The organism is Gordonia asplenii (assembly GCF_012933505.1).
Lineage (GTDB): Bacteria > Actinomycetota > Actinomycetes > Mycobacteriales > Mycobacteriaceae > Gordonia > Gordonia asplenii.
Genome location: NZ_JABBNB010000004.1, coordinates 245,492 through 267,591, shown reverse-complemented (window position 1 = coordinate 267,591; position 22,100 = coordinate 245,492). Strand labels below are relative to the sequence as shown.

At 66.4% G+C, this 22,100-nt stretch carries 16 protein-coding genes and 1 pseudogene; 3 read left to right on the top strand and 14 right to left on the bottom strand.

The window, feature by feature from the left end; all coding sequences use genetic code 11:
* Window positions 1–307: pseudogene (locus HH308_RS05710) on the top strand (hypothetical protein); the annotation flags it as partial.
* A 371-nt stretch (window positions 308–678) separates the two neighbouring features.
* Here the strand turns inward: HH308_RS05710 and HH308_RS05705 are convergent.
* The 3 genes from HH308_RS05705 to mhpA form a co-directional block, all read right to left on the bottom strand.
* A complete protein-coding gene (locus HH308_RS05705; protein WP_170193201.1) occupies window positions 679–1,848 on the bottom strand; it encodes a GGDEF domain-containing protein in 1,170 nt (389 codons plus the stop codon).
* A 173-nt stretch (window positions 1,849–2,021) separates the two neighbouring features.
* Entirely contained in the window at window positions 2,022–3,158 is a 1,137-nt protein-coding gene (locus tag HH308_RS05700) for an alpha/beta hydrolase family protein (protein WP_312870400.1), read from the bottom strand.
* Window positions 3,155–4,753: a bifunctional 3-(3-hydroxy-phenyl)propionate/3-hydroxycinnamic acid hydroxylase MhpA gene (mhpA, locus tag HH308_RS05695; RefSeq protein WP_170193200.1), complete on the bottom strand. Its 1,599-nt coding sequence runs from the start codon at window positions 4,751–4,753 to the stop codon at window positions 3,155–3,157. The genes HH308_RS05700 and mhpA overlap by 4 nt, the downstream gene beginning before the upstream one ends.
* 146 nt (window positions 4,754–4,899) lie before the next feature.
* Here mhpA and HH308_RS05690 point away from each other — a divergent pair, with 146 nt between their 5' ends.
* On the top strand, window positions 4,900–5,934 hold the full coding sequence (locus HH308_RS05690; RefSeq protein WP_170193199.1) for an AraC-like ligand-binding domain-containing protein: 1,035 nt from the start codon (window positions 4,900–4,902) through the stop codon (window positions 5,932–5,934).
* 143 nt (window positions 5,935–6,077) lie between these two features.
* On the opposite strand, the gene HH308_RS05685 is transcribed toward HH308_RS05690, so the two are convergent.
* The 9 genes from HH308_RS05685 to HH308_RS05645 all read right to left on the bottom strand — a co-directional run bounded on the left by HH308_RS05685 (window position 6,078) and on the right by HH308_RS05645 (window position 18,416).
* Window positions 6,078–7,439, bottom strand: a complete 1,362-nt coding sequence (locus HH308_RS05685) for an MFS transporter (RefSeq protein WP_170193198.1) — start codon at window positions 7,437–7,439, stop codon at window positions 6,078–6,080.
* A gap of 60 nt (window positions 7,440–7,499) precedes the next feature.
* On the bottom strand, window positions 7,500–8,924 hold the full coding sequence (locus tag HH308_RS05680; protein ID WP_170193197.1) for an MmgE/PrpD family protein: 1,425 nt from the start codon (window positions 8,922–8,924) through the stop codon (window positions 7,500–7,502).
* Between the two features lie 25 nt (window positions 8,925–8,949).
* Window positions 8,950–9,786: a mycofactocin-coupled SDR family oxidoreductase gene (locus HH308_RS05675; protein WP_170193196.1), complete on the bottom strand. Its 837-nt coding sequence runs from the start codon at window positions 9,784–9,786 to the stop codon at window positions 8,950–8,952.
* Between the two features lie 189 nt (window positions 9,787–9,975).
* Complete coding sequence (locus HH308_RS05670; RefSeq protein WP_211188196.1) at window positions 9,976–11,541, bottom strand: aldehyde dehydrogenase family protein; 1,566 nt, start codon at window positions 11,539–11,541, stop codon at window positions 9,976–9,978.
* 147 nt (window positions 11,542–11,688) lie between these two features.
* Window positions 11,689–12,498, bottom strand: coding sequence for an IclR family transcriptional regulator (locus HH308_RS05665; RefSeq protein WP_246284250.1), 810 nt, complete (start codon window positions 12,496–12,498; stop codon window positions 11,689–11,691).
* Between the two features lie 63 nt (window positions 12,499–12,561).
* A complete protein-coding gene (locus tag HH308_RS05660) occupies window positions 12,562–14,865 on the bottom strand; it encodes a GGDEF domain-containing protein (protein WP_170193195.1) in 2,304 nt (767 codons plus the stop codon).
* An 80-nt stretch (window positions 14,866–14,945) separates the two neighbouring features.
* On the bottom strand, window positions 14,946–15,878 hold the full coding sequence (locus HH308_RS05655; protein ID WP_170193194.1) for a fumarylacetoacetate hydrolase family protein: 933 nt from the start codon (window positions 15,876–15,878) through the stop codon (window positions 14,946–14,948).
* 3 nt (window positions 15,879–15,881) lie between these two features.
* The gene (locus HH308_RS05650) at window positions 15,882–16,658 is read right to left on the bottom strand and encodes a cyclase family protein (RefSeq protein WP_170193193.1); all 777 of its coding nucleotides are present in this window, start codon (window positions 16,656–16,658) and stop codon (window positions 15,882–15,884) included.
* Between the two features lie 6 nt (window positions 16,659–16,664).
* Window positions 16,665–18,416, bottom strand: coding sequence for a CocE/NonD family hydrolase (locus tag HH308_RS05645; protein ID WP_246284249.1), 1,752 nt, complete (start codon window positions 18,414–18,416; stop codon window positions 16,665–16,667).
* 85 nt (window positions 18,417–18,501) lie between these two features.
* Between HH308_RS05645 and HH308_RS30365 the strand changes: the two genes are divergently transcribed.
* Window positions 18,502–19,110: a TetR-like C-terminal domain-containing protein gene (locus tag HH308_RS30365; RefSeq protein WP_312870399.1), complete on the top strand. Its 609-nt coding sequence runs from the start codon at window positions 18,502–18,504 to the stop codon at window positions 19,108–19,110.
* 648 nt (window positions 19,111–19,758) lie between these two features.
* Here the strand turns inward: HH308_RS30365 and HH308_RS05635 are convergent.
* Together HH308_RS05635 and HH308_RS05630 are read right to left on the bottom strand one after the other, a co-directional pair.
* Window positions 19,759–20,823, bottom strand: coding sequence for a zinc-dependent alcohol dehydrogenase (locus HH308_RS05635; RefSeq protein ID WP_312870398.1), 1,065 nt, complete (start codon window positions 20,821–20,823; stop codon window positions 19,759–19,761).
* A gap of 38 nt (window positions 20,824–20,861) precedes the next feature.
* Window positions 20,862–22,082, bottom strand: a complete 1,221-nt coding sequence (locus tag HH308_RS05630; RefSeq protein WP_170193192.1) for an MFS transporter — start codon at window positions 22,080–22,082, stop codon at window positions 20,862–20,864.
* Window positions 22,083–22,100 lie beyond the last annotated feature (18 nt).

Below are 22,100 nucleotides of genomic sequence, written 5' to 3'. Positions count from 1 at the left end.
CGTCTTCATCACCCCCGAAGGGACCGTCATCGAAGGCCGCGCCGGACCCGGTCTGGACCTGTTCCCCGGACTGGCCCGCTACCGGTTCACCACACCCCAGACGCCGGGCAGACGACAACCCGCACCGCCCCACACACCGTCGGACCCCCACCGGACCCGCACGGCAGACAAACATGCCCGACGCCGAGCCGAACGCGACCGCAACCGCCGCGCCCGCACCGACGGTCGATGCATCGAGCCACCCGCAGTCCGCGCCCACATCGCCGCCGACGACGCCGCCACCCACCTCGGCGACCCACCCTACTAACCAGCAGACACCGACGACACCCAGGCACAGCGAGCCGACCCCTGCCGGTTGAGCGAGCGCAGCGAGTCGAAACCATGGTGACACAACAGGTTTCGTGCGACCGTTCATCTCGCGCTCTGACCGTGTGATCTTCGAGTCGAATTGCACCCAGCGGGTGCATTCGACTGATGCGCCGATATCGCCGTCCCGGTCTGCCTCGACACCGAATTCCGTTGTCTCACGATGGTTTCGACACGCTCGTCGCCAACGCTCCTCACGGCTCAACCAGCGCAGGGAGACTGCCGTCGATGGATCCAGGAGGGCGACTCACCCCACGAAACCCGGTCTCGACTCACAGCGCTCGCTCAACCAGCGGCAGGCGGCTCACACCATCAATGCGTTGCCCCGGCCACCTCGGCTGCGACCCTATTGCGTCCACCGGCTTTGGCCGCGTACAGGGCCTTGTCAGCCATCTCCAGTAGGTCGGGAAGCCGGACGACGCCGGGCCCGCGACTGGCGGTGATGCCGATACTGGCGGTGACGGTCACCTGGTGTTCGCCCGTGGTGATCGTGAGCGATTCGATTCGCCGTCGGGTCGTCTCGGCCCACACCAGCGCCCGGTCGAGGTCGGCGCCGGGCAGCAGCACTGCGAACTCCTCGCCGCCCAGCCGCCCGACGACGCTCTCGTCGGCCCCCGGGGACAGCTCGCGTGCCACCATCACGAGCACCGCGTCGCCGGCCGCGTGCCCGAGAAGGTCGTTGATGCGTTTGAAACGGTCCAGGTCGATCAGGGCGAGCGCACACCCGGCCGAGGTACTCATCCGCTCGGCGCGATGGTTGAATCCCCATCGGTTGAGCACTCCGGTCAGCTCGTCGCGGTCACGCTGCGCCCTCAGGTCCTCGATCACATCGACCACGGTGACCGCCAGCATGGTGGCCACGAACCCGGGCAGGACGAGTCCGGTGGCGACGATGAGCGCGTATTCCAACGCAGACGCCAGGTAAGCGGTCAAGTCGGCATCGGTGAGAAGCTCCCGAGGCACATCGGAGAGCGCCGCGCACACGAGATTGGCCATCACGGCCGCACCCAGCAGGCACATCGCGGCCAGGCACACTCGATCTCTCGTCGTCGTGACCCCGCTACGCCACAGCCGCCAGCTCGCTGTCCACACAAGCACCGCCATCCCGACGTTCTGGGTGACGATGCGAGCGATCAACAACGGCATCGGATAGGCGAAATAGCAGACCACGACCGCCAATACGACTACGAACGCCGCGTTGGTCATCCACCTGAACTGTTGAGCCCTGCGCCGCAACACTCCATCGATGAGCAGTGCGACGGCGATCGGAAACAACACGCCATGAATGGACGACGCCGCTGCCGTGCCCAACGGAATCGACAGCACCAAACCCGCGAGGGTGAACCCGGTGACCGCGCCCGCGAATGACAGCGCGTACCAGCGGCGTCGATCGACCATCCACACCACGACGAAGAGCAGGCCGATACCGATCATTGCGACCGACCCCAAATTGACTGCCAACAGCCACTGACGCGACGGCATACCGACTATCCCTGGCTACGGCGACGCCGACGACACCACGTCACCACTCTTCGGTCCACGTGAAGCCATCGCCACAACAATCCGATCTAACCGAGGTGAATCTTCGCTGAGCGCCCATCCGCTACCGCTCGTGTGGGAAAGCCTAGCCGACGGCGGCCGGTATTCCCGCCCGATCAGCGCGTCCGCGTGAACACCTCGGCAAACCAGTCGGCGACGAGGTCGTTGCGTTCATCTCCGTGGTTGTAGACGGTGTGATCGCCGTCGTCCCACTGCTGCAGCGTCGCGTCGGCGGCGGCCTCGAGGAAGGGCTGCTGGTCCGCGAGAGCGACAAGCGGGTCGGCTCCACCGTGAATCACCAACAGCGGCACATCGATCGAGTGCGTCGACGGATCGAATCGCAGTCGTTTGAAATTCGCTTCGATCGCCGCCTCGTCGGTGGTGCCGAGCATCGCCGCGGCCTGCTCGGCGAATGTGCGGAAACTGAGCAGCCGCGGCGCGGCGAACCCGCCGTTGACACAGCAGGCGGCGAGCCTCGCGTCGGCGGCCGCGGTCAGCGCCGCGAACAGCCCGCCGACGCTGTTGCCCCAGATGCCCACGGGTGCATCGACGTCGTCGAGCGCCGCGGTGACGAAGCGGCCGAATGCGTCGGCGACGTCGACGTCGAGGTGGATGCCGTAGCGCATCCGCGACTCCCCCTGCCCGGGCCCCTCGGCGAGCAAGGTCGCGATGCCACGCTGAGCCAGCGCCTCTGCGTTACGTAAATAGGTTGCACCCCAACCACTTTGGCCGCCGAAGAGGATGACGGTGCCGATCGGCTCACGCCCGGCGGGCCGCATGTGCCACCCGACGAGACGTCCGTCACCGACGGGCACCTCGACGCGCGTGAGAGGATTCGACGAGACCGTCGCCAGCCGCTGCACGGCCTCGGTGAACCGGTCGTAGAGTTCCCGTTTGCGGTCGGTATCGAAATTGTTCGCCATCTGCGCGAATAGGAAACCCGCTGCGGCCCAACCGAATTGATGAGCGGCGGTGATGGAGTTGCCGGCGGCGGCCGCGGCGTCGCCGGCATTTCGACGTGCGACACCGATCGCCTCGCAGGCTCGGTCCCACGCGGTTCCGCCGTCGGTCTGTCGTTGCAGCTCACCGACGTCGGCGTAGGCCATGCCGCAATCGAGCAGCCGCGTCGTCGACATCGCCCGCCAATGCGCCTGGTTGGCGTGCGCGATTTCCTCTCGGGTCGCGCGAGCGGTGCCATCTCGGGTCATGTCGTCAGGAGTCGCGTCGGCGGAGCTCGCGTCGTTGAGGGTCACTGTGCCGATCCTTGCAGCTGGTGGCTCTCGCGTGCGCCGAACGCCGAAGCCAATTGGTCGACGAGGCCGGGCAGGTCAGCCATCGAGCCGGCCCCGAACAGATGGAAGTCGGGACGTTCGATGTAGGCCTGTACCTCGTTGTCGGCGAAGAACCGCGCATAAGCGCCGTCCACGTCGTCGGTGGAATTCGTTGTGCCGGAAGCGATCGTCGCGACACGCGCGCCGATGGAGGCGAGAAAGTCCAACTGCTGCGCCGACAGGACGGTCGCCGGATCGTCGGCGGCCATCACGGTGAAACCCCACCCGAAGAGGTCGTCGAAGAGTGCGCGATCGTCGCCGCGGGTCACGACGCCGTGCGGGCCGAGCCGGCCGGCGACGCCGGACGGCACCCTGTCGGCGGTGGCGATGACTCCGGCGGTAATGGTCGGGAACGGTGGCAACGGCGGGACCTCGCCGCGCCGGAACGCGTCGTCGCGGGCGGCGGCGGCCTGCGGGTCCTTCAGGTTGGCAACACGTCCCAGTTCGACGGCGCAGTGCTGGATGACGTCGACGTGCGGTCGACGTTCGGCCTCGTAGGTGTCGAGCAGGCTGTCGTCGGCCTTGCCGGTGAGCACGAGGTCGAGTTTCCAGGCGAGCGTGATGCCGTCACGCATTCCCGAGCAGGCACCCTGCCCCATATACGGCGGCATCGTGTGCGCGGCGTCCCCGGCCAGCAGCACCCGACCGTCGCGCCACTTGTCGGCGGTCCGGGCGGAGAAGCGGTAGATGACGTGGCGCAGGATGCGGACGTCCTCGGGGCCGAGGCCGTGCCGCTCGCGCAGCCAGCGCCAGGCGAACTCCTCGGTCTCCATCTCGGCGGGGTCGTCGCCGTCGCGCACGGCCACCTCGAACCGCTGTCGGGTGTTGCCGATCGGCATGAACATGTTGGGCTGCAACGGATCACAGAACTGCTGGGTGACCTTGAACGCCGGGCCGAGATCACGCAGGCATTCGGTGTCGATGTTGAGCCACATGTCGTCGACGCCGAGGTCGGAGCGGTCGATGCCCAACGCGGTGCGTACGACGCTGTTGGCGCCGTCCGCGCCCACCACGTAGCGCGCGGTGACGGTCCGATCCGACATTCCGGCCGACCACTGATCGTCACGGTCACGCGACCAGGGGCGCACCGTCACCGCGACGTGATCGTCGAACTGCGCAAGTGCGACGACGCCCGTCCCCTGGTTGATCTCGACGCCGGCATAGGTCCGGGCACGTTGGTCGATCGAGTCTTCGATGTCGGGCTGGTACATCGTGTAGTGCGCGGCGTAGCCGCTCGCGGCACCGGTCCAGTCCAGGGCGATGAGCAGGTCGCCCGAACCGTTGCGCCACTCGTACGCGGCTGCGGGCGAGGCGTCGCGCAACGCGTACCCGACGTCGCCGGCCGCGGCGATCACCCGGGCGGTCTCGCCATCGATGTGCGTCAACCGCGGCAGCCCGTACAGAGCGGGCCAGCGCTCGAACACGCCCACGCGGTGACCCGCGCGTCCCAGCATCGACGCCAGCACCTGGCCCGTCGGGCCGTATCCCACCACCACGACATCGAAATCGGTCGACATTTCGTCTCTCCTCGTTGCTCGGCCACCCGGTGTGACCTGTACAACAGAAGGTAGGGAAACGACACCACGGCGGCTATCCGCGTCGCGACAGCGATATCCGGATCGCGCCACCAACATAGTCGCAGGTCAGAAGGTCAGGTGCAGCGATGGACGACGCCGTCGACGACGCACCCCTGCGTACCCATCGGACGCTGGACACCGACGACGCCGACTCGTTTCGCGCGGCTGCGTCGAAGTTGCTGACGCCGCACCGGATCACGCTGGGGTCCACCCGCACGGCGGGCGAATTCCACGGTGACGTGCGCTCGACCCGGGTCGGCGACGTCGGGGTGTTCTATCTCGCGCAGGGCGCGGCCGTCGACGTCGACATCTCCGAACCGATCGACTACTACGACGTGATCTTCGCGCTGAGCGGATCCAGCGCGATCACGTCCCGCGACTCCGGACGCGGTGTCATCGACGCCGGACACGGCGCCGTGCTGAGTCCGGGGATGCGGGCGCGCATGACCATGTCCGACGATTACGGGCAACTGCACCTGCGGATCGAACGCACGACGCTGGATCGGCGGCTCGACGCCGTGCTCGGTCGCCCGTCGGGTGCGGTCACCGTCTTCGACGTCCCGCTCGACCTCGGCGCACCGTCGGTGGCGTCCTGGTTTCAGTTCCTCCGCCTCGGTCTGCGCGACCTCGACACCGCGGGCGGGATTGCCGCACATCCGCTCGCGGCGGCCAGTTGGCAGGATCATCTGCTCACCGGATTGCTTGTCTCCCAAGCTAATAGCTACGCGGGCGCGCTGGCGGACCGGGCCGCCGGCCGTCCGGCGCGGCGGGTACTGCAAGCCGTTCTGGACTATATCGAGGAGCACATCGACGAGCCGATGTCGATGGCTGACCTGGCCGGGGTAGCCGGGATGAGTACCCGGTCGTTGCAGCGGGCGTTTCGGGACGAGCTGAGCACCTCTCCGACGGCACACGTGCAGAATCTGCGCCTGGACCGGGTTCACGAGCAGTTGACCGCGACCGACTCCGGAGAGGCGAGCGTCACCGACGTCGCCTACCGGTGGGGCTTCACCCACCTGTCGCGGTTCGCCGCGGCCTATCGGGCACGCTTCGGCGAACCGCCGTCGGAGACGGTCAAGAAGTCACGGTCGGAGACGGCCTGGCGTGAGGTCAGACGGTGACGACCTCGATGAGATCGTCGAGCCCGCCGAAGTCCGCCGGATTTCGGGTGAAGAGCGTCGCGTCATGCGCATGTGCGGTCGCGGCGATCAGCAGATCCGCTCAATGAAGAGCAACCGTCGAAGCCGTTCCGCCCGCGCCGCTGTCAGCCCGCCGCCGGTGTCGCCATCGACGCCACCGCATCGGACGGTTGCACTGGTCGCGTTGCGGTGGCGCGTGAACGCATCACCGCGACCAGCGCGACAGCGCAGCAAAGGCTGATGACCAGGCCGATATTGGTGAGGTTGTACAGCGTCTGGGCGTCCACCTTCGCGACCGCCCACGCGGTGATGAGCGGCGCGGCGATGGCACCCGCCCGGCCGAAACCGAGCATCGCTCCATACCCCTTGGCTCGCGCGGACACCGGGTACGCCGCGGGGACGAGCGCGCTGAACGACGAGATCCCGCCGAAGACGCCGACGCCGAGAGCGAACGCGAAAACATACATCTGTGCGCCGGGCCGCTCACCCGCGCCGGGGAAGGCGCCCGCGAAGCCGATCATCGAGACGACGCCGATGACGCTGTAGATCCACGCGAGACGCGTCGCCGAGACGACCAGGCCGACGATCGCGAGGCTGACCGCTCCGACGAGGCACCCCAGGCTGAGGGCCAGACCGACGCGTTGCGCGATGTCGCCGGCCTCGCTGGTTGCGGCCGCTTTCGCGACCGGGTCGAGCCCCTTGAGGAACTCGGCCTTCATGAACGCCGGAGTCAGCCCCGCGGCGAAGTTGAACACCCCCGAGACCGTCATGTACCCGACGCACAGCAACACGGTGACGACGACCAGTTCCCGGCCGAGCAACGACGGCGCCTTCGGTAGGCTCGCCGACGCGGTCGCCGAGTTCTTCACGGGCCGCTTCGCCGACTTCTTCACCGACTCCGGCAGCCCGAGATGAGCGGCAACGAACGCGATCAGCGCCAGAACCGCGCCAGTGAGGTACATGGCCTGCCAATTCTCCCCGAATGCGCTCCGAATCGCATCGGTGCTCACCGCGGCGAGCACGCTGCCGAGTGGATACCCGACCATCACCAGACCGGTGGCGAGATTCCGCTGCTTCGGAGCGGCCGACTCCTGTGCCGCAACCACGATCACGACGCTGATCATGCCGATGCCGGCACCGGTGATGAACCGGGCGAGCATCATGACCTCGACGTTCGGTGCGAGCGACGACAGCACGAGGCCGCCGAGATTCACCCCGATGCCGACGAGTGCGATGAGTCGGCGGCCGTAGCGGTCGGCGAAGCGGGCCAGTCCGATCGCACCGACCGCCATGCCGACCAGGGCGATGCTCACCAGCAGCCCTTGCTGAAAGGTCGTCGCGAATCCGTCCGGCAGGGTCGGCAGCACGAAGCTGATGACCAGCAGATCGAAGCCGTCGACCAGATTGAGGAACATGCAGAGCACGGCGACGCCGAGCCCGGACGTGGCGAGGCTGCGGGCCGCCGCGCCCGACGTTGAAGTGGTCATTTCTGGAGAGTCCTTCTGTGCCAGTGATGAGTGCCAGTGATGAGTTACGTCGAGCGCCGATCAGGCGTCGACGAGTTCGTCGTGTGGGAGCAACGGAGTGAGGAGTGCAGCGACGACGTCGTTGCACCGGTCGAGGTGGAGCACGTCGTCGACCAGCTGGGCCTGCACGTCCTGCGGAATGGGGATGATCGAGAACGGCACGCAGTTGTAGAACTTGTCGACGAAGTCCGCCCTGGTGAACGGCTTGTCCGGATGTCCTTTGACGTGGATGCACTCGCTGTGGACCACCCGCCCGTCACGCAGCGTCGTCGTCATCCGGGCACCCCAGTCGGACACGTCGGGGTTCATCGACGCCGTGATCCGAGTCATCAGCTCGCGCACCTCGGGGCGACGACGCTGATCGTCGCCGTACGAGTCGACGAAGAGCCGCCGATCGAACGCGGCGACCGCCACCGCATACGGGAGCGAGAACTGACAATCGGGGATCGTCACCGGATTCCACTTCTTCTCGATCGGCTCACACACCGCGCCCCAGCCCGACGGCGACACCTCGATCGCGATCGCCGCGATGTCCCGCGCGCTGAAGCCGTGCTCGACCATCTGCTCGATGATCGCGTCGACCGACGAATGGTTGAAGTAGCAGGCGCTGTATCCCTTCGTCGTCAGGCGGGTGGAGAGCCACACGTCGCCGAGACCCTCGGTGATCGTCTCGGGGTGTGTCTCCCAGCGAGCCGTTCGGAACAGTCCGTTCGGCCCGGTGAGCACCGAGTCCCGGGGTCCGGTGATGCCCTTGCGCGCCAGTTCGCACGCGTTGATCGCGGCCTGACACACCACTCCGTGATGGGTGCGGACCATGAGGGTCGCCGGTGAGTAGATGCCCATGGTGTGCGGTTGGGTCATCGTCCGCGCGATTCCCTGTGCGTTCTCCAGCTGATCCTGGTCGAGGCCGATCAGTCTGCCGACCGCGGCGACCGCCCCGAAGATGTAGTGGCCGCCGCAGTCGCCCTCGGGAATCGCCTTGCTGATCACGTGATAGGCGGCCCCGATGCGAATGAGGATCTCCTGTCCTACGACCAGTGCCGTCAGGAAGTCCTCCCCGGACACCGCCCCGTTGACGAGGCCGGTCGCGGCGAGCAGACTCGCCACGATGTACTCGCCGACGTGGCCCGCGTCCTCGTGCAGGTCGCCGCAGTCCATGGCGCGGGGCATCGGTCCGATCGCGAGCGCCACCTCGTTGGCGGGAAAGCGTCCCCCGTAGAACGGCAGCACCGATTGGGGCGCGCCACCGCGCTCGGTGATCAGCTCGACCAGCCCGGGGATGCCGTCCATTCCGGACCCGCCGATCGTCACTGCCATCCCGTCGAGCAGGGAGTGCGTGGCGTGTTCGACGACCTGTGGCGGAAGGTCGGCGAACGTGGTCTGCAGGGCCATCCGGCACAGCGGTGCCATCGGGTCCTCGTCGTCGTGGATCTCGAAAAGAGACATCTGCAACGTGCTCCTGGCTGGGGTTTCAGTTCAGAATCTGACCCGCGTCGACGCGCAGGTCCAGTCCCGTGACGTAACGGGCATCGTCGGAGGCCAGGTAGACCACGGCCCCCGCGATGTCCTCCGGCTCGACCCACGCGACGTCGAGCAATGGGATGGTGGCGAATCGCGGTTCGACGTTGTCGAGGGTGAGCTCGTCGGCGGCGAGGTCGGGGGCGAACAACGCGTACGTCGGCTGGTTGTGGATCAGTTTGGTGTTCACCGTCGTCGGCGCGACGCTGTTCACCCGCACGTTGTGCGGCGCGAGCTCCATCGCGATCGTCTTGACCAGGCCCGACACCCCATGCTTGGCGGCACAGTACGGCGACATGTTCGGCGCTCCGATGGTGGCCATCGACGACGTCGTGAACACCATCGCACCGCCGCTCCCCTGGGCCTTGAGGATCGGGATGGCCGCCTTGGCGGTGTGCCAGACGCCCTTGAGGTTCACGTCTTGAACGACGTCCCACATCTCCTCGGTGATGGTCTCGGTGAGGCCGTAGTTCCACATTCCGGCGTTGGCGACGACGATGTCGAGCCTGCCGAGCTGGCGGACGCCCTCGTCGAGCGCGGCCTTGAGCCCGGCGTAGTCGCGGACGTCGGCTTCGGCTGCGACCATGGTGCGGCCGAGTTCCTTCACTGCCAGCGCCGTGTTCTCCAGGTCGGCGTGGGTGGATGCCTCGGCGACGTTCGTGGCGACCGGTCCGCAGATGTCGATGCCGATGATGTCGGCGCCCTCGGCGGCCAATGCGAGCGCTTCGGCCCGCCCCTGGCCGCGGGCGACTCCGGTGATGAAGGCAACCTTGCCGTCAAGCTTTCCCATGGTGTGTCCTCTCGTAGTGGCCGGTCCGCCGGCCGATTGTGGGTGTGAATTCAAGGTGTGATGGCACGCTGGCCGCGCCGGGTCGCGCCCCTACCCCGCTGGTTGAGCCGGGCCGGAGCGCAAGCGGAGGCCCGTGTCGAAACCACGTGAGGCGACCGCTCTCGTCGCACCCGCGGGTCCCGCAGAAGATCAGGCGTGCGCCGGGGTACCGAGCACGATGCCGTAGGCGCGGCGGCTCACGTCTCCGCTCAGGTCGACGGTGATCGACTTGTCCTGAACGAACTCGTCGAGAGCGTCCGGACCCAGCTCACGTCCGAGCCCGCTCTGCTTGTATCCACCGAACGGCAGGTGCTGCGACATGTTGTGCCAGTCGTTGATCCATACCGAGCCGGCTTCCAAACGCTCGGCGACGTCGATGGCGCGCTGATTGTCGGTGCTCCACACCCCGGCCGCGAGGCCGTAGTCGCTGTCGTTGGCGATCGCAATTGCCTCGTCGACCGTCTCGTAGCGGATCACCGACAGCACCGGTCCGAAGATCTCCTCTTGGGCGATGCGCATCTGATTGCTCACATTGGTGAACACGGTCGGCCGCATCCAGTAGCCGCGGGCGAACCGTTCTCCCTCGGGTGCACCGCCGCCGTAGGCGAGGGTCGCGCCCTCGGCGAGACCGATGTCGATGTAGCGGCGAACCCGCGCGAGCTGCTCGGCGCTCATCAGCGCGCCCATGTCGGTGGCCGGGTCCTGCGGATCACCGATGCGGATGGTGTCGAGTCGAGCGATGAGCCGATCGACGAACTCGTCGTGGATGCTCGCCGGCAGCAGCAGCCGCGAACCCGACTCGCAGGCCTGCCCGGCGTGCAGGACGAACCCGTAGACGGTTCCGTCGACGGCGGCGTCCAGGTCGGCGTCATCGAGGACGATGTTCGGACTCTTGCCACCGAGTTCGAGCAGAACCCGCTTGACGCGTTCGGCGGCGTTGGCCATCACCCGCCGCCCGGTGGTGGTGGATCCGGTGAAAGATATCAGTGCCACATCGTCGTGGCGGACGAGATGTTCACCGATGGTCGGCCCGTCGCCGACGACGACGTTGAACACCCCGTCGGGCAGACCCGCGTCCTTGAGCAGCGCGGCGAGTTCGAGTGCGAAACTCGGAGTCTTCTCGTCCACCTTGAGAACCACCGAGTTGCCCGTCGCGAGCGCGGGGATCGACTTCCACACCGCGGTACTGGCCGGGAAGTTCCAGGGCGTGATGCCCGCGCAGACGCCGAGCGGCTCCTTGCGGATGTAGCCGCCGTGGAGTACCTGCCCGTTGATCGGCGCCGCTCGCGTGAATTCGTAGGCGCGGGTGAGATCGGCGAAATAGGACAGATGCATCATCGGGAACCCGACACCGAGTGCCCCGGCTGTGCGGATGGCCATCCCGGTCTCGCGGCAGATGATCGAGGAGATCTCGTCCATGCGGGCGCCGAGCGCCTCGGCAGCACGGTCGAAGACCGCGGCGCGCGCCACGGGCGCGGTGCGTCGCCACGCACCGTCGACGAACGCGCGTCGCGCGGCGGCCACCGCGGCGTCGACGTGGTCGACGGTCGCTTTGGCGGAGGTCTCCACGATCTCGCCGGTCGCCGGGTCTGCGATCGTGTACGCGTCGTCGGTGTCTACCCACGTGCCGTCGATGAACATTCGGTAGTGCGCAACTCCGTCTCGTTCGACGGACGCACCCGTCTCGGTCGTCTGCACTGCCGTCGCCGCACCCATGCCGTGATCCTTTCGCCGATCCGGCGGTAGCCGCCGGTGATGTGGTGACCACTTTCGTGCCGACGACGATGACAGCCAAGGAGCATTCTCGCTTTTCGAGAAGGAAAGTGTGACGCTGCTCGCATTCGGTCAGCGCCGCACTTCAGGTCACCGGGTCTGCGTCGCTCGCGCCATGAGTTTGCGAAGTGCCAGCTGGGGATCGTTGTACGCGGCCCGGTCGCTGATCGCGCGTGCGATGCTCCGCGCGGTGGTCCGCAACGCCAGGACGAGGTCACCTTGTTCGGCGTAGTCGTACGGCACGGTCACCGACACCGCGGCCGATGCGATTCCGTTCTCGTCGAGGATCGGCACCGCCACCCCGGTTGACTCCGGGACGATCCACCGCTTGAGCGCCGCATATCCGGTGCGCCGGATGGCGTCGACATGCATGCGCAATTGGGCTCGGTCAGTGACGGTGTACGGGGTGAAACGGGTGATCCGCGCGTTCTGCAAGACCGCTTCTCGTTGCTCGCGGGGCAGGAACGCGACGATGGCCATCCCCGGCGACGATACGAGGACGGGGAGCCGCACGCCGGGTCCGGTGATGTTGGTGGGCTCGGGACCGCGTGGATGCAGCGTCTCAATGTTGACGATGTCGTCGCGCTCGATGACGGACAGCAGCGTGGGCATCTGCACGACCGCGTGCAAGTCTTCGAGGAAGGGCCGCGCGATCTCCCCGAGCGTCGGGGCGTACGACGATTGCACAGCGACCTGCCACAACCGCATGCCGATCCGGTACGCCCCGTCGGCTCGATCGACGAAGCCGGTGCGCGCGAGTTCGGCGAGGATCCGGTGCGTCGACGCCATCGGGACACCGCTGAGTCTGGCCAGCTCCGACGCGCTCAGCGATCGGTCCGCGTCCTTGATCGTCTCGAGCAGCGTCATCACCCGCTCGAGCATCGTCGCCTCGCGTGCCATGTGCCGAACCTCCAAGAATATATTATGCTCCAGAGGTCAAGCGGTTCGGACGCAGGCCCCAGATCACTCCTGCGCCACCATCATCCGATTCCGCCCGCCGCGCTTGGCCGCGTACAGGGCCTCGTCGGCGCGCGCCATCAACATGTCGGCCGTCTCTTCGACCGCGTCGTGATCGGGGTCCCAGTGCCATTTCGCAAGTCCGCCGGACGCGGTCAGTACGGCCCCCGGTCGGGTGGTCGGGATACCCAATCGCGCGATCGCCGCACAGATCGATTCGGCGGCGTCGACCACACCGGCGCCGCCACCCGACTTCGAGCCGCGCAGGATGGCCGCGAACTCCTCGCCGCCGAGCCGTGCCACGACCGCGTGAGAGCTCTTCGACACCGCGGCCAGCCCGGCGCCGACAGCACAGAGACAATCGTCGCCCGCGAGATGCCCGAAATGGTCGTTGAAGGCCTTGAAGTCGTCGACGTCGAGGATCAGCAGCCCGCCCGACTTCTCCGCCATCAGCACCGACCGCAGTTCGCTGTCGAACTCCCGACGATTGGGCAGACCCGTCAACGGGTCGGTGCGCGAGATCAGGTCCAGCTGCCGAGATCGCAACCAGCTCAGCCGGCGCGACTTCTCGACGCGATAGGAGAATCGGGTCGCGACGGCCGCCATCAGCACGAGCATTCCGACCGTGAGGACCCGGTTCACCGTCAGCGGAAATGCTGCCACCTCGAGACCGGCGATCAGGGCCGTGTATCCGATCATGCTGGGGAGCAGCATCGCGAACCTGATCTGGATCACGCACAGACTGAGCACTACCGCTATCGGCATCAAGATCGGAACGACGTCGTATCCCCTCGGCAATTGCACGATCCGTTCCACCATTTGCGCCGTGATGACCACTCCCACCGCGGCCACATAAATAGCTTCCGACCACGGACGCAGCTTTTCCAGCGTATTCCCCAGCAGGCCGGCTAGCACGGCGGGCGTAATTCCCACGACTAGCGTGAATCGACCGATCGCATCCGCTTCATCCGGAATCTTGAGCAACGGCTTCTGAAAGAGGAAAATAAGCACGACAACCGCCAATAGGCCCGACATGATATATCGGCGCAGGGGACGTCCGAATTCGTCGAATTGTTCGCGAAACAACATTTCGAGCGGCGCGTCGAACCACAGCTGCCGCCAGCTCGTATGCAGCACCGGCTCGGCATCGGTATTGCGTCGTATCGCTCGCGGCCGTTCCGGAATGGCCCGTACGTCGATCGGGCCGTCGAACACCGTGAGGCGGTCGCGTCCCGCTCGCTTGGCCGCGTAGAGTGCCGCGTCCGCCGCGGCGAGCGTGGCGTCGACTCCGTGCGGCGAGTCGTCGTCGAACCCGTCCAACCGGATCAGTCCCGCCGATGCCGTCACCACTCGACTGGGATCCCCGGCGGGGATCGCCAGACCGCCGATGCCCGAACGCAGCCCCTCGACACGGTCGACCGCATCGTCGTCGCCGACGAGCACGACGAACTCCTCGCCCGCGAAACGCGCGACGAATTCGCCGGGACGGATCACCTCCCGATCGAGGTAGGCGCCGATCCGACGCAAGCACGCGTCCCCGGCCGGATGCCCGAATGTGTCGTTGTAGCGCTTGAAGAAGTCGATGTCGATGATCGCCACCGCCATCGCCTCACCACGGCCGGCGCCGACTACGGCGCTCATGCGCTCGGCCAGCGCACGCCTGTTCGGCAGCCCGGTCAGGGTGTCGGTTCGAGTCAGTCGGTACAGGTCGCGCTCCGACTTCCACGCCTGGCGATTGGCTCGATCCAATCCTACGGCGGCGGCCACCGGCACGACGACGACCGCCGAACCGGCAACCAGATCGAACAACCGATTGCTGGTGATGTCGAGGAGCCATAGCTCAGCGGTGACGATCACGACCAGGCCGCCGAGTAACGTCGCGACCAAGATGGACAGCCGCAGCTGAACCACCAGCAATGTCAGCAGCACCCCGATCGGTAACACCAGCGGAATGACGTCGATCCCCTGCCGGGTCGTCAACACGCGCACGGTCATCAGCGACGCAATATCGATATAGACCGCGATGATGAATAACTGCGCCGACCATTTCCGTACCGGACTCTGCGCACCCGCCAACCACCGCAGGATCATCGGCAGGGCAACCGCGGCGAAGAAGACTACACCACCGAACGAAGGAAGTGCGTCGCCGCCGACGATATACGACTGAAAAGCGAGGATGAACGCCCCACCGCACAGCAGAATTATCCATATCTCTGAGCGATAAGACCTGCCTTCGAGGTCCTGATCAATTCGGAACTGCCGCTCCTCGACATCGGGGAATGTCGGAAGGAGCGGGCGTCGGGTAAGCATCGGGCATCAGGATACCCCGCATACTCCCGATGAGCGGGCTAAACATCCTTGGCGTGACTTCTCGGGAAATCACGCGCGGCTCAACCCGCCCGATGCCGCCGTCCCCGTCGAGCCGCGGGCACCGGATGCAGCGGTGGCCCGGCGACCACCGCGTTGCGGACGGTCCCGATGCCGTCGACGCTCATCTCGACGACGTCGCCGGCGGTCAGCGGCGGCGGATCCTGCGCGCCCCGCCATCCCCACAGCTCAGCCAGGCATCCGTTCGCGCAGGTGCCGGATCCGAGCACGTCGCCGGGATGCACCCAGGTGCCGCGGCTGGCGTACGCGATGAGTTCGGCGAACGTCCAGGCCATATTCGCCAGCGTGTCCTCACCGATCAGGGTTCCGTTGATCCGGACCGACATCGCGAGGTCGTAGCCGCCGTCGTCGGTTCGACGATCGGCCAGCTCGTCGGGGGTCACCAGCGCCGGGCCGAGGGTGGTCGCGGTGTCTTTCGCCTTCACCGGCCCCAATCCGACGCGCATCTCCCGCGTCTGCAGGTCGCGCGCCGACCAGTCGTTGAGAATCGTGAAACCGGCGATGCACTCAGCGGCCTCGTCCACCGACAGGTTGTACCCGGATCGGCCGATCACCGCCGCGACCTCGAGTTCGAAGTCGAACGCTTCGCAACCTGGCGGCAGCGGGACGTCGGTGCCCGAGCCGATCGCCGCGTGCGGATTGCTGAAGTAGAAGGCGGGCGCCTCGTACCAGGCGTCGGGCACCTCGGCGGTCCCGGCGACCGCCCGCAACGAGCCGGCGGTGTGCTGCTCGAAGGTGATGAAATCCCGAATCGTGGTGAGCGGCACCGGAACCGGCACCGCGCCCGACGGATCGAAAGTCACCGCTTCCGACGATGTCTCGCCGTTGCGGATCGCCCGGTAGACGTCGGTGCCGGCGTCGAACAACCGCAGTCGTCCGTCGTCGACGACGCCGTAGCGGTGCACTCCGTCGATGATCGTTGAACCGATCCGCATCGTTCAGCCCTCCTCGACGATCGCGACCGCGCGGGTCCAGCCCGCCGACGCCCGATGAATCTTCACCGGGAAACACGACACCTGAAATCCCGTCGCGGGCAACGCCTCCAGGTTGTGCAGCTTCTCGATGTGGCAATAGCCGATCTCCCGTCCGGCCCGATGCCCCTCCCAGATGACGCTCGAATCATGTTCTGCCGCATAGCGTTGCGCGGTGTAGACGAATGGCGCATCCCAACTCCACGCGTCCGTTCCGGTCACCCGAACACCCTGACGGAGCATATGCAGCGTCGCCGCACGCCCGACGCCGCAGCCGGTGGTGACGTAGTCGTCGTGTCCGTAGCGCTCACCGGCGCTCGTGTTGACCAGCACGATGTCGAAGGGAGCCAACGTGTGTCCGATGCGATCCAGTTCGGCGTCGACGTCGTCGGGGGTCACCACGTAGCCGTCGGCGAAGTGCCGGAAGTCGAGTTTCACACCACGACTGAAGCACCACTCCAGTGGCACCTGGTCGATGGTCAACGCCGGCGCCCCACCGTCCATCGTCGCCGAATAGTGATAGGGGGCATCGAGATGCGTTCCGTTGTGCGTCGTCACCCGCACGCGTTCGATGGCCCAGCCCTCGCCGTCGGGCAGATCCTCGGCGGTCGCGCCCGGGAAGAACGACAGCAGGTCGTCGCGGGTCTGCGTGTGGTCGTAGTAGTCGATTTCGGGTAGATGTCCCGGCGGGTCCGAGGGGATGCCGGCCTGCAAGGGCACTGAGATGTCGATGATGGTGGTCATGTGTGATTACCCTTCGTCGGTGGCGGGGATGATCGGGAGCAACACCGACGACGCGCCGTCGGCGGTGAAAAGTGTTGTGCTGCCACCGAATACATCAGTCGGACGATCGTCGGTGTCGTCGTGCACGAATACGCCGTTGCCCCGGTTCTCGATGCCGTAGAGGACCGGCCACGGCCCGTCGCCGGGCATCTCGTAGTCCCGGCCGGATACCGTGATTCCGAGCCGGTAGCCCGTCGGAACGACGATCGACGTCGGCCAGATCTCGACGTCGACGTCGACGGGATCGCCTGGGGTCAACGGCATTTCGCGAGTGTGCGCATGCCAGGGCCGGTACGGCAGACTCGCCGCGTCGTCGAGTTCGCGATGCGAGGCGCGCAGCCAGCCGACGCCGAGCACCCCGTGCGGGTCGATGGCCGAGACGAGTGACACCTCCCGGCCATCACTGTCCTGCACACGCACCGTGACGAAGAGGTCGGCGTCGGTGGTCGACGACGCGATGCGCAGCCGCGCCGACGCCGGGCCGGTGATCTCCAGCGGCTGGCTCAGCGGTGGTGTCCAGAATTCGGCACCCGGCCCCAGCGCGGCGAAGTCGATCGGCGTCGTCGAGGCAGGCGCTGTAGTGGTGAGCGCGCCGTCGTCGAGGTAGAAGCGTGTCCATTGCGTCCGCGCCAGCGGCCATTCCTGTTCGGCGCGCTGCTCGAAGGTGCCGTCCACGTGACGGACGTTCAGGAACACCGGCGGCTGCGTCTCCCAGCCGGTGTCCTCGCCGGAGAGGAAGTGGCCGAAGAATCTCTTTTGAAGTGCCACACCGTAATCGGTGTAGAACTCGGCGTAGTGCTCGAACCCGTGTACCTCCAGCCACTTCTGCGTCGAGGCCACCTTGTCCCATCCGTCGAAGTTACCGCGGGTATGGAGATGGTGCGCCCAGTTCGCCGCGGACAACACCGGCACCTCGATCTGCGACAGGTCCGGTGTACGCGCCGCACTGAAATCGTCGACGACGTTGCGTCGCTTGCCCTCGCCGATCGTCTCGACGCGGTTGAGCGACAGCTCGGCATCGCTCAGGGTCGGCGGGCCGGCGACGAGTTCGCCGGTGTTCGGATTGACGCGACCGCGCTCGCCGACGCCGTGCTGAACGGTGAAGATCTGATGGTCCTGCCACGCCTGGCCGAACCGGCTCAGGATGCCACCGTGGCGGTTGAGATCGCGGTAGAAGTCGGTGAATCCCTCCCACGGGCAGATCGCCGTGAGGTGTGGCGGCCGCAATGCCGCGACGATCCACTGGTTGGCCGCGTAGTACGAAATGCCCAGCAGCCCAACCTTTCCCGACGACCACGGCTGCGTTCCCGCCCACTCGATAGCGTCGTAGTAGTCGTGGGCCTCCTGCGGACTGAGCATGTCGAGCAGGCCCGGCGAGCGGCCGGCCCCGCGCGAGTCGACGCGGATGCAGATGTAACCGTCGGGCACCCACTTCTCCGGATCGGCGGTTTCCCAGACCTGGAAGCGGTTCGACGACCCGGCCAGCGCGTCGGGGTACTCGGCCGCCAGTCGCTGCCACATACCTGCGAAGCCCTCTTGGAACGCCAGCCCCTTGCCGTAGGGGCCGAGCGTCATCAGCACCGGATGGGCGCCGTCGTCGTCGGGGCGGAAGACGTCGGCGCGCAGTATCGCACCGTCGGACATGGGGACCGCGACATCCCACTCGATCCGCATGCCGTCGACGACCTCGCTGCGTTCAGCGGTTTCCGCACTCATCATTGCGCCTCCAAAGTCTAGGAACCTGCGTTAGTAGTATGCGTTGGATCACAGGTAAACGCAAGAGACTTGCTTTACTCTTGTTCGGGTGGCCATCGAACCGACTCCACAACGGCGCCCCGGCGGACGATCCGAGCGGGTGCGGCGTGCCGTGCTCGACGCCACGCTCGACCTTCTGCATCGAGACGGATTGAACGGCGTCGCGGTGGCCGACGTCGCTGCGGCCGCGGGCGTTCACGAGACGTCGATCTATCGACGCTGGGGCAAGAAGGAAAATCTCATCGTCGAGGCGCTGCTCGACGAGGCCGAGGAATTGATTCCGATCCCCGACACCGGGACGCTGCGCGACGACCTGACGGCCTACGCGACGTCGCTCACCACATATCTGATGAGCCCGATCGGCACCGCCTTCGATCGCGCGCTCGCCGCCCTGGGCGATGACCCCGCGAGCGTACACACCCGCAGCCAGTATTGGCAGGCGCGCACCGCACGCTCGACGTCGATCGTGACACGCGCCATCGAGCGGGGCGAGATCGCCGACGTCGACCCGCTACGCGTGATCCAAATGCTCGTCGCGCCTTTGCATTTCCGGGTCGTGATGACCCACGAGCCACTGACGCCAGACTTGCCCGCACAGGTGGTCGACATCGTGTTGAACGGCCTGAAGGGCGGACCCGAGGTCGCGGGGTCGAAGTGAGCCGACCACCTCGCTCCCCGAGTGCCGAAGCGAGGAACGAGCTTCGGTGTAACGAGGGGCGAGCAAGACAAAGCACCCAAACCGACCCCCCGCTCCCCGAGTGCCGAAGCGAGGAACGAGCTTCGGTGTAACGAGGGGCCAGCAAGACAAAGCACCCAAACCGACCCCCCGCTCCCCGAGCGCCGTATCGCCAAACCGACCACCCCGCTCCCCGAGTGCCGAAGCGAGGAACGAGCTTCGGTGTAACGAGGGGCCAGCAAGACAAAGCACCCAAACCGACCCCAAACACCCTGCACGCGTACAGCTTTCACCATCAACCTGGGTCTGCGCCATCGTTTCCGGCACGCATCAACCGCAATGGAAACACGACCTCCGCGAGCACCTCCGCAGGCTTAGTCGGGTTGAGTCGGGGCGGAGCGTTCCGCCGACCCTCGCACGGTGGCCAGGGCGCGAAACCGATTGTCTCACTTTGGTTTCGACACGCTCGTCGCTAACGCTCCTCACGGCTCAACCAGCGAAGTGGAGCCACCATCGGTGGATTCAAGCTCCTCACGGCTCAACCAGCGAACAGGGGCCACCATCGGTGGATTCAGGCTCATCCAGCGGCGAAGTGTTCGGCCGCTAACCCAGCACACCCAGGACCGTCGGCTACTCCCGCTGCGGGTCGATGAGGATCTTCCCGTCAACTCCCCCACTCGCGAGGCGGTCGAGCGCGGACCCCAGTTCGCGGAGCGCGACCGGAGGTTCGACGAATTCGGCCCACACCGACGGCGACGCTTCGATGATCTCCAGCGCGGCGGGGATGTCGACGTCGCAGATGTGCGCGAGGGTCGTTTCGATCGTGATCTCGCGAAAGACCGCCGAGTGGAGATCGATCGTGACGTCCGTTTTCGGGATGCCGACGGCAAGGACGCGTCCGCCGTCGTCGACCGTCTGCAACGCCGCGGCCAATTGCCCAGGCGCTCCGCTTGCTTCGATGACGACCGATGGCGCGTGGCCGTCGAGCGCGTCGCAAATGGCCGCGGCCGGCGACGACGACGGCGTGCGCGTCCGTGCGGCCCCAAGCGTCAGTGCGCGGTCGAGGCGTCGGCCCGGGAAGTCGACGACTGTGATGTCGTGGTCACCGAGATGGTTCAGGCCGGCGAGGATGAACGACCCGATAGCACCTGCTCCGATGATGACGATCCGCTCTCCGGCGCGGGCTCCGCTGCGCCGCGCGGCATGGATTCCGACCGCGAGCGGTTGCGCGATCGCCGCGATGTCCACCGAGACTCCGTCCGGGACGACATGCAGCGTCTTCTTCGCAACCGCGACATACTCGGCCAGCGCGCCGTGCCTGTTGAGTCCCAGCGTTTGATATGTCGCGCACAGATTGGTGCGCCCCTCCCGGCACCTGGCACAGTCGCCGCACCAGATACCCGCTCCGCTGGCGACCAGGGTGCCGACGGGAAAGTCGGAGGACGCCGATTCGACGACTTCGCCGACGAATTCATGTCCGGGAATCAGCGGACCCAGGTGCCCGCTGTTGGGGTGCCGATGGGCTACGGGAAACACTCGCGGCCCCCGCGTCCATTCACCCGCATCGGTACCGCAGACGCCCGATCGGAGCACTTTCACGAGAACCTCGTCGTCGGCTGGAGCGGGTACAGGTACGCGTTCGATGCGGATGTCGCCTGCACCGTGGTAGACGGCGGCGCTCATGGTCTCGGGCACGACTGCGGTCTCCTTCTCGAATCCTTGCGAGTCGGTCGTCATGCGGTGGCGCGAGCGGGCGTGGCTACGGACGAGGGCGCGTCGGCTCGTGCGGTACCGTCGGCCGGCAGCATCGCCGCGATGATCGCCGCGAGAACGAAGAATCCCGCGCACACGATCAGCCCGCCTTGAAAACCGATGGATGTCGCCAGCCCGGCGAGAGCGAAGGGTGCCAGGGCGGAAACGCCCCGCCCGACGTTGAAGCAGAAACCGGCTCCGGTCGTGCGAACGTTTGTCGGGAAAAGCTCGGAAAGGTACGAGCCGAACAGCCCGAAGAATGCGGTGAATGCGCCGAATAGCGGGCCGAGCCACAGCAGTGCGGTCTGGTCGGTGGTAAGCGCATATATCGGAAGGGTCGCCGATACACCGACAAGGGTGAGCACAATGGTTCGACGCCGCCCGACTCGGTCGGCGACCATACCGAATACGTTATATCCGACAAACATGCCGATATTCAGAATCGTGACGAACAGTGCGACCGACCCCTCGGCCAAGCCCCTCTCGGCGGTCAGATAGGTGGGCAGCCAGGTGGTGGCACCCCAATAGCCGAACAGTGCCAACGCAGCCATCAATGTGCCGAGCAGAGTCCGACGGCGCAGCGCGGGCGTCAACACGTCACGCACCGACACCGTCCGATGAACGGTCTGTTCCTGCCGGCGCGCCCAGCTCTCCGACTCGCCGAAGGTGAATATCACTACGAGCACCGGCAGCAGCACCGCGATTCCAGCGACCAGAAACATTTGCCGCCAATCCGGCAGGAACAGCCCCGATATCGTCGCGGCGATCGCGCCTCCCGCCGGGAAAGCGCTGATCACGAACGCCGCGGCCCGGCCGCGATGCTGCTCGGCGAAAGTCTCCACCACATAGGCCGAGACCACACTCCACACCGATCCGAGCCCGATACCGGCGAGAAAGCGCACAAGCACGAATACCGTGAAATTGGGCACCACGGATATCGCGGCGGTGAATACGCCGAAGATCAACAGCGAGGCGATCAACGCCTTCTTCCGCCCGAAATTGTCGGCGACATATCCGCCGAGCACGCTGCTGACTCCGATTCCGATCAGAGTCGCAGTGGCGAGGAGTCCGCCCTGGGTAGCGGACAATCCCATATCATCGCGAATGGCCGGGAGCGCCAGCGACAAGAGGACGATTTCCAGGGCGTCGAAGAGATAGGCGAAAAAACATCCGCCGAGTACGACCCATCGATTTTGCTGCATCGGATACTTCTTCCGTGA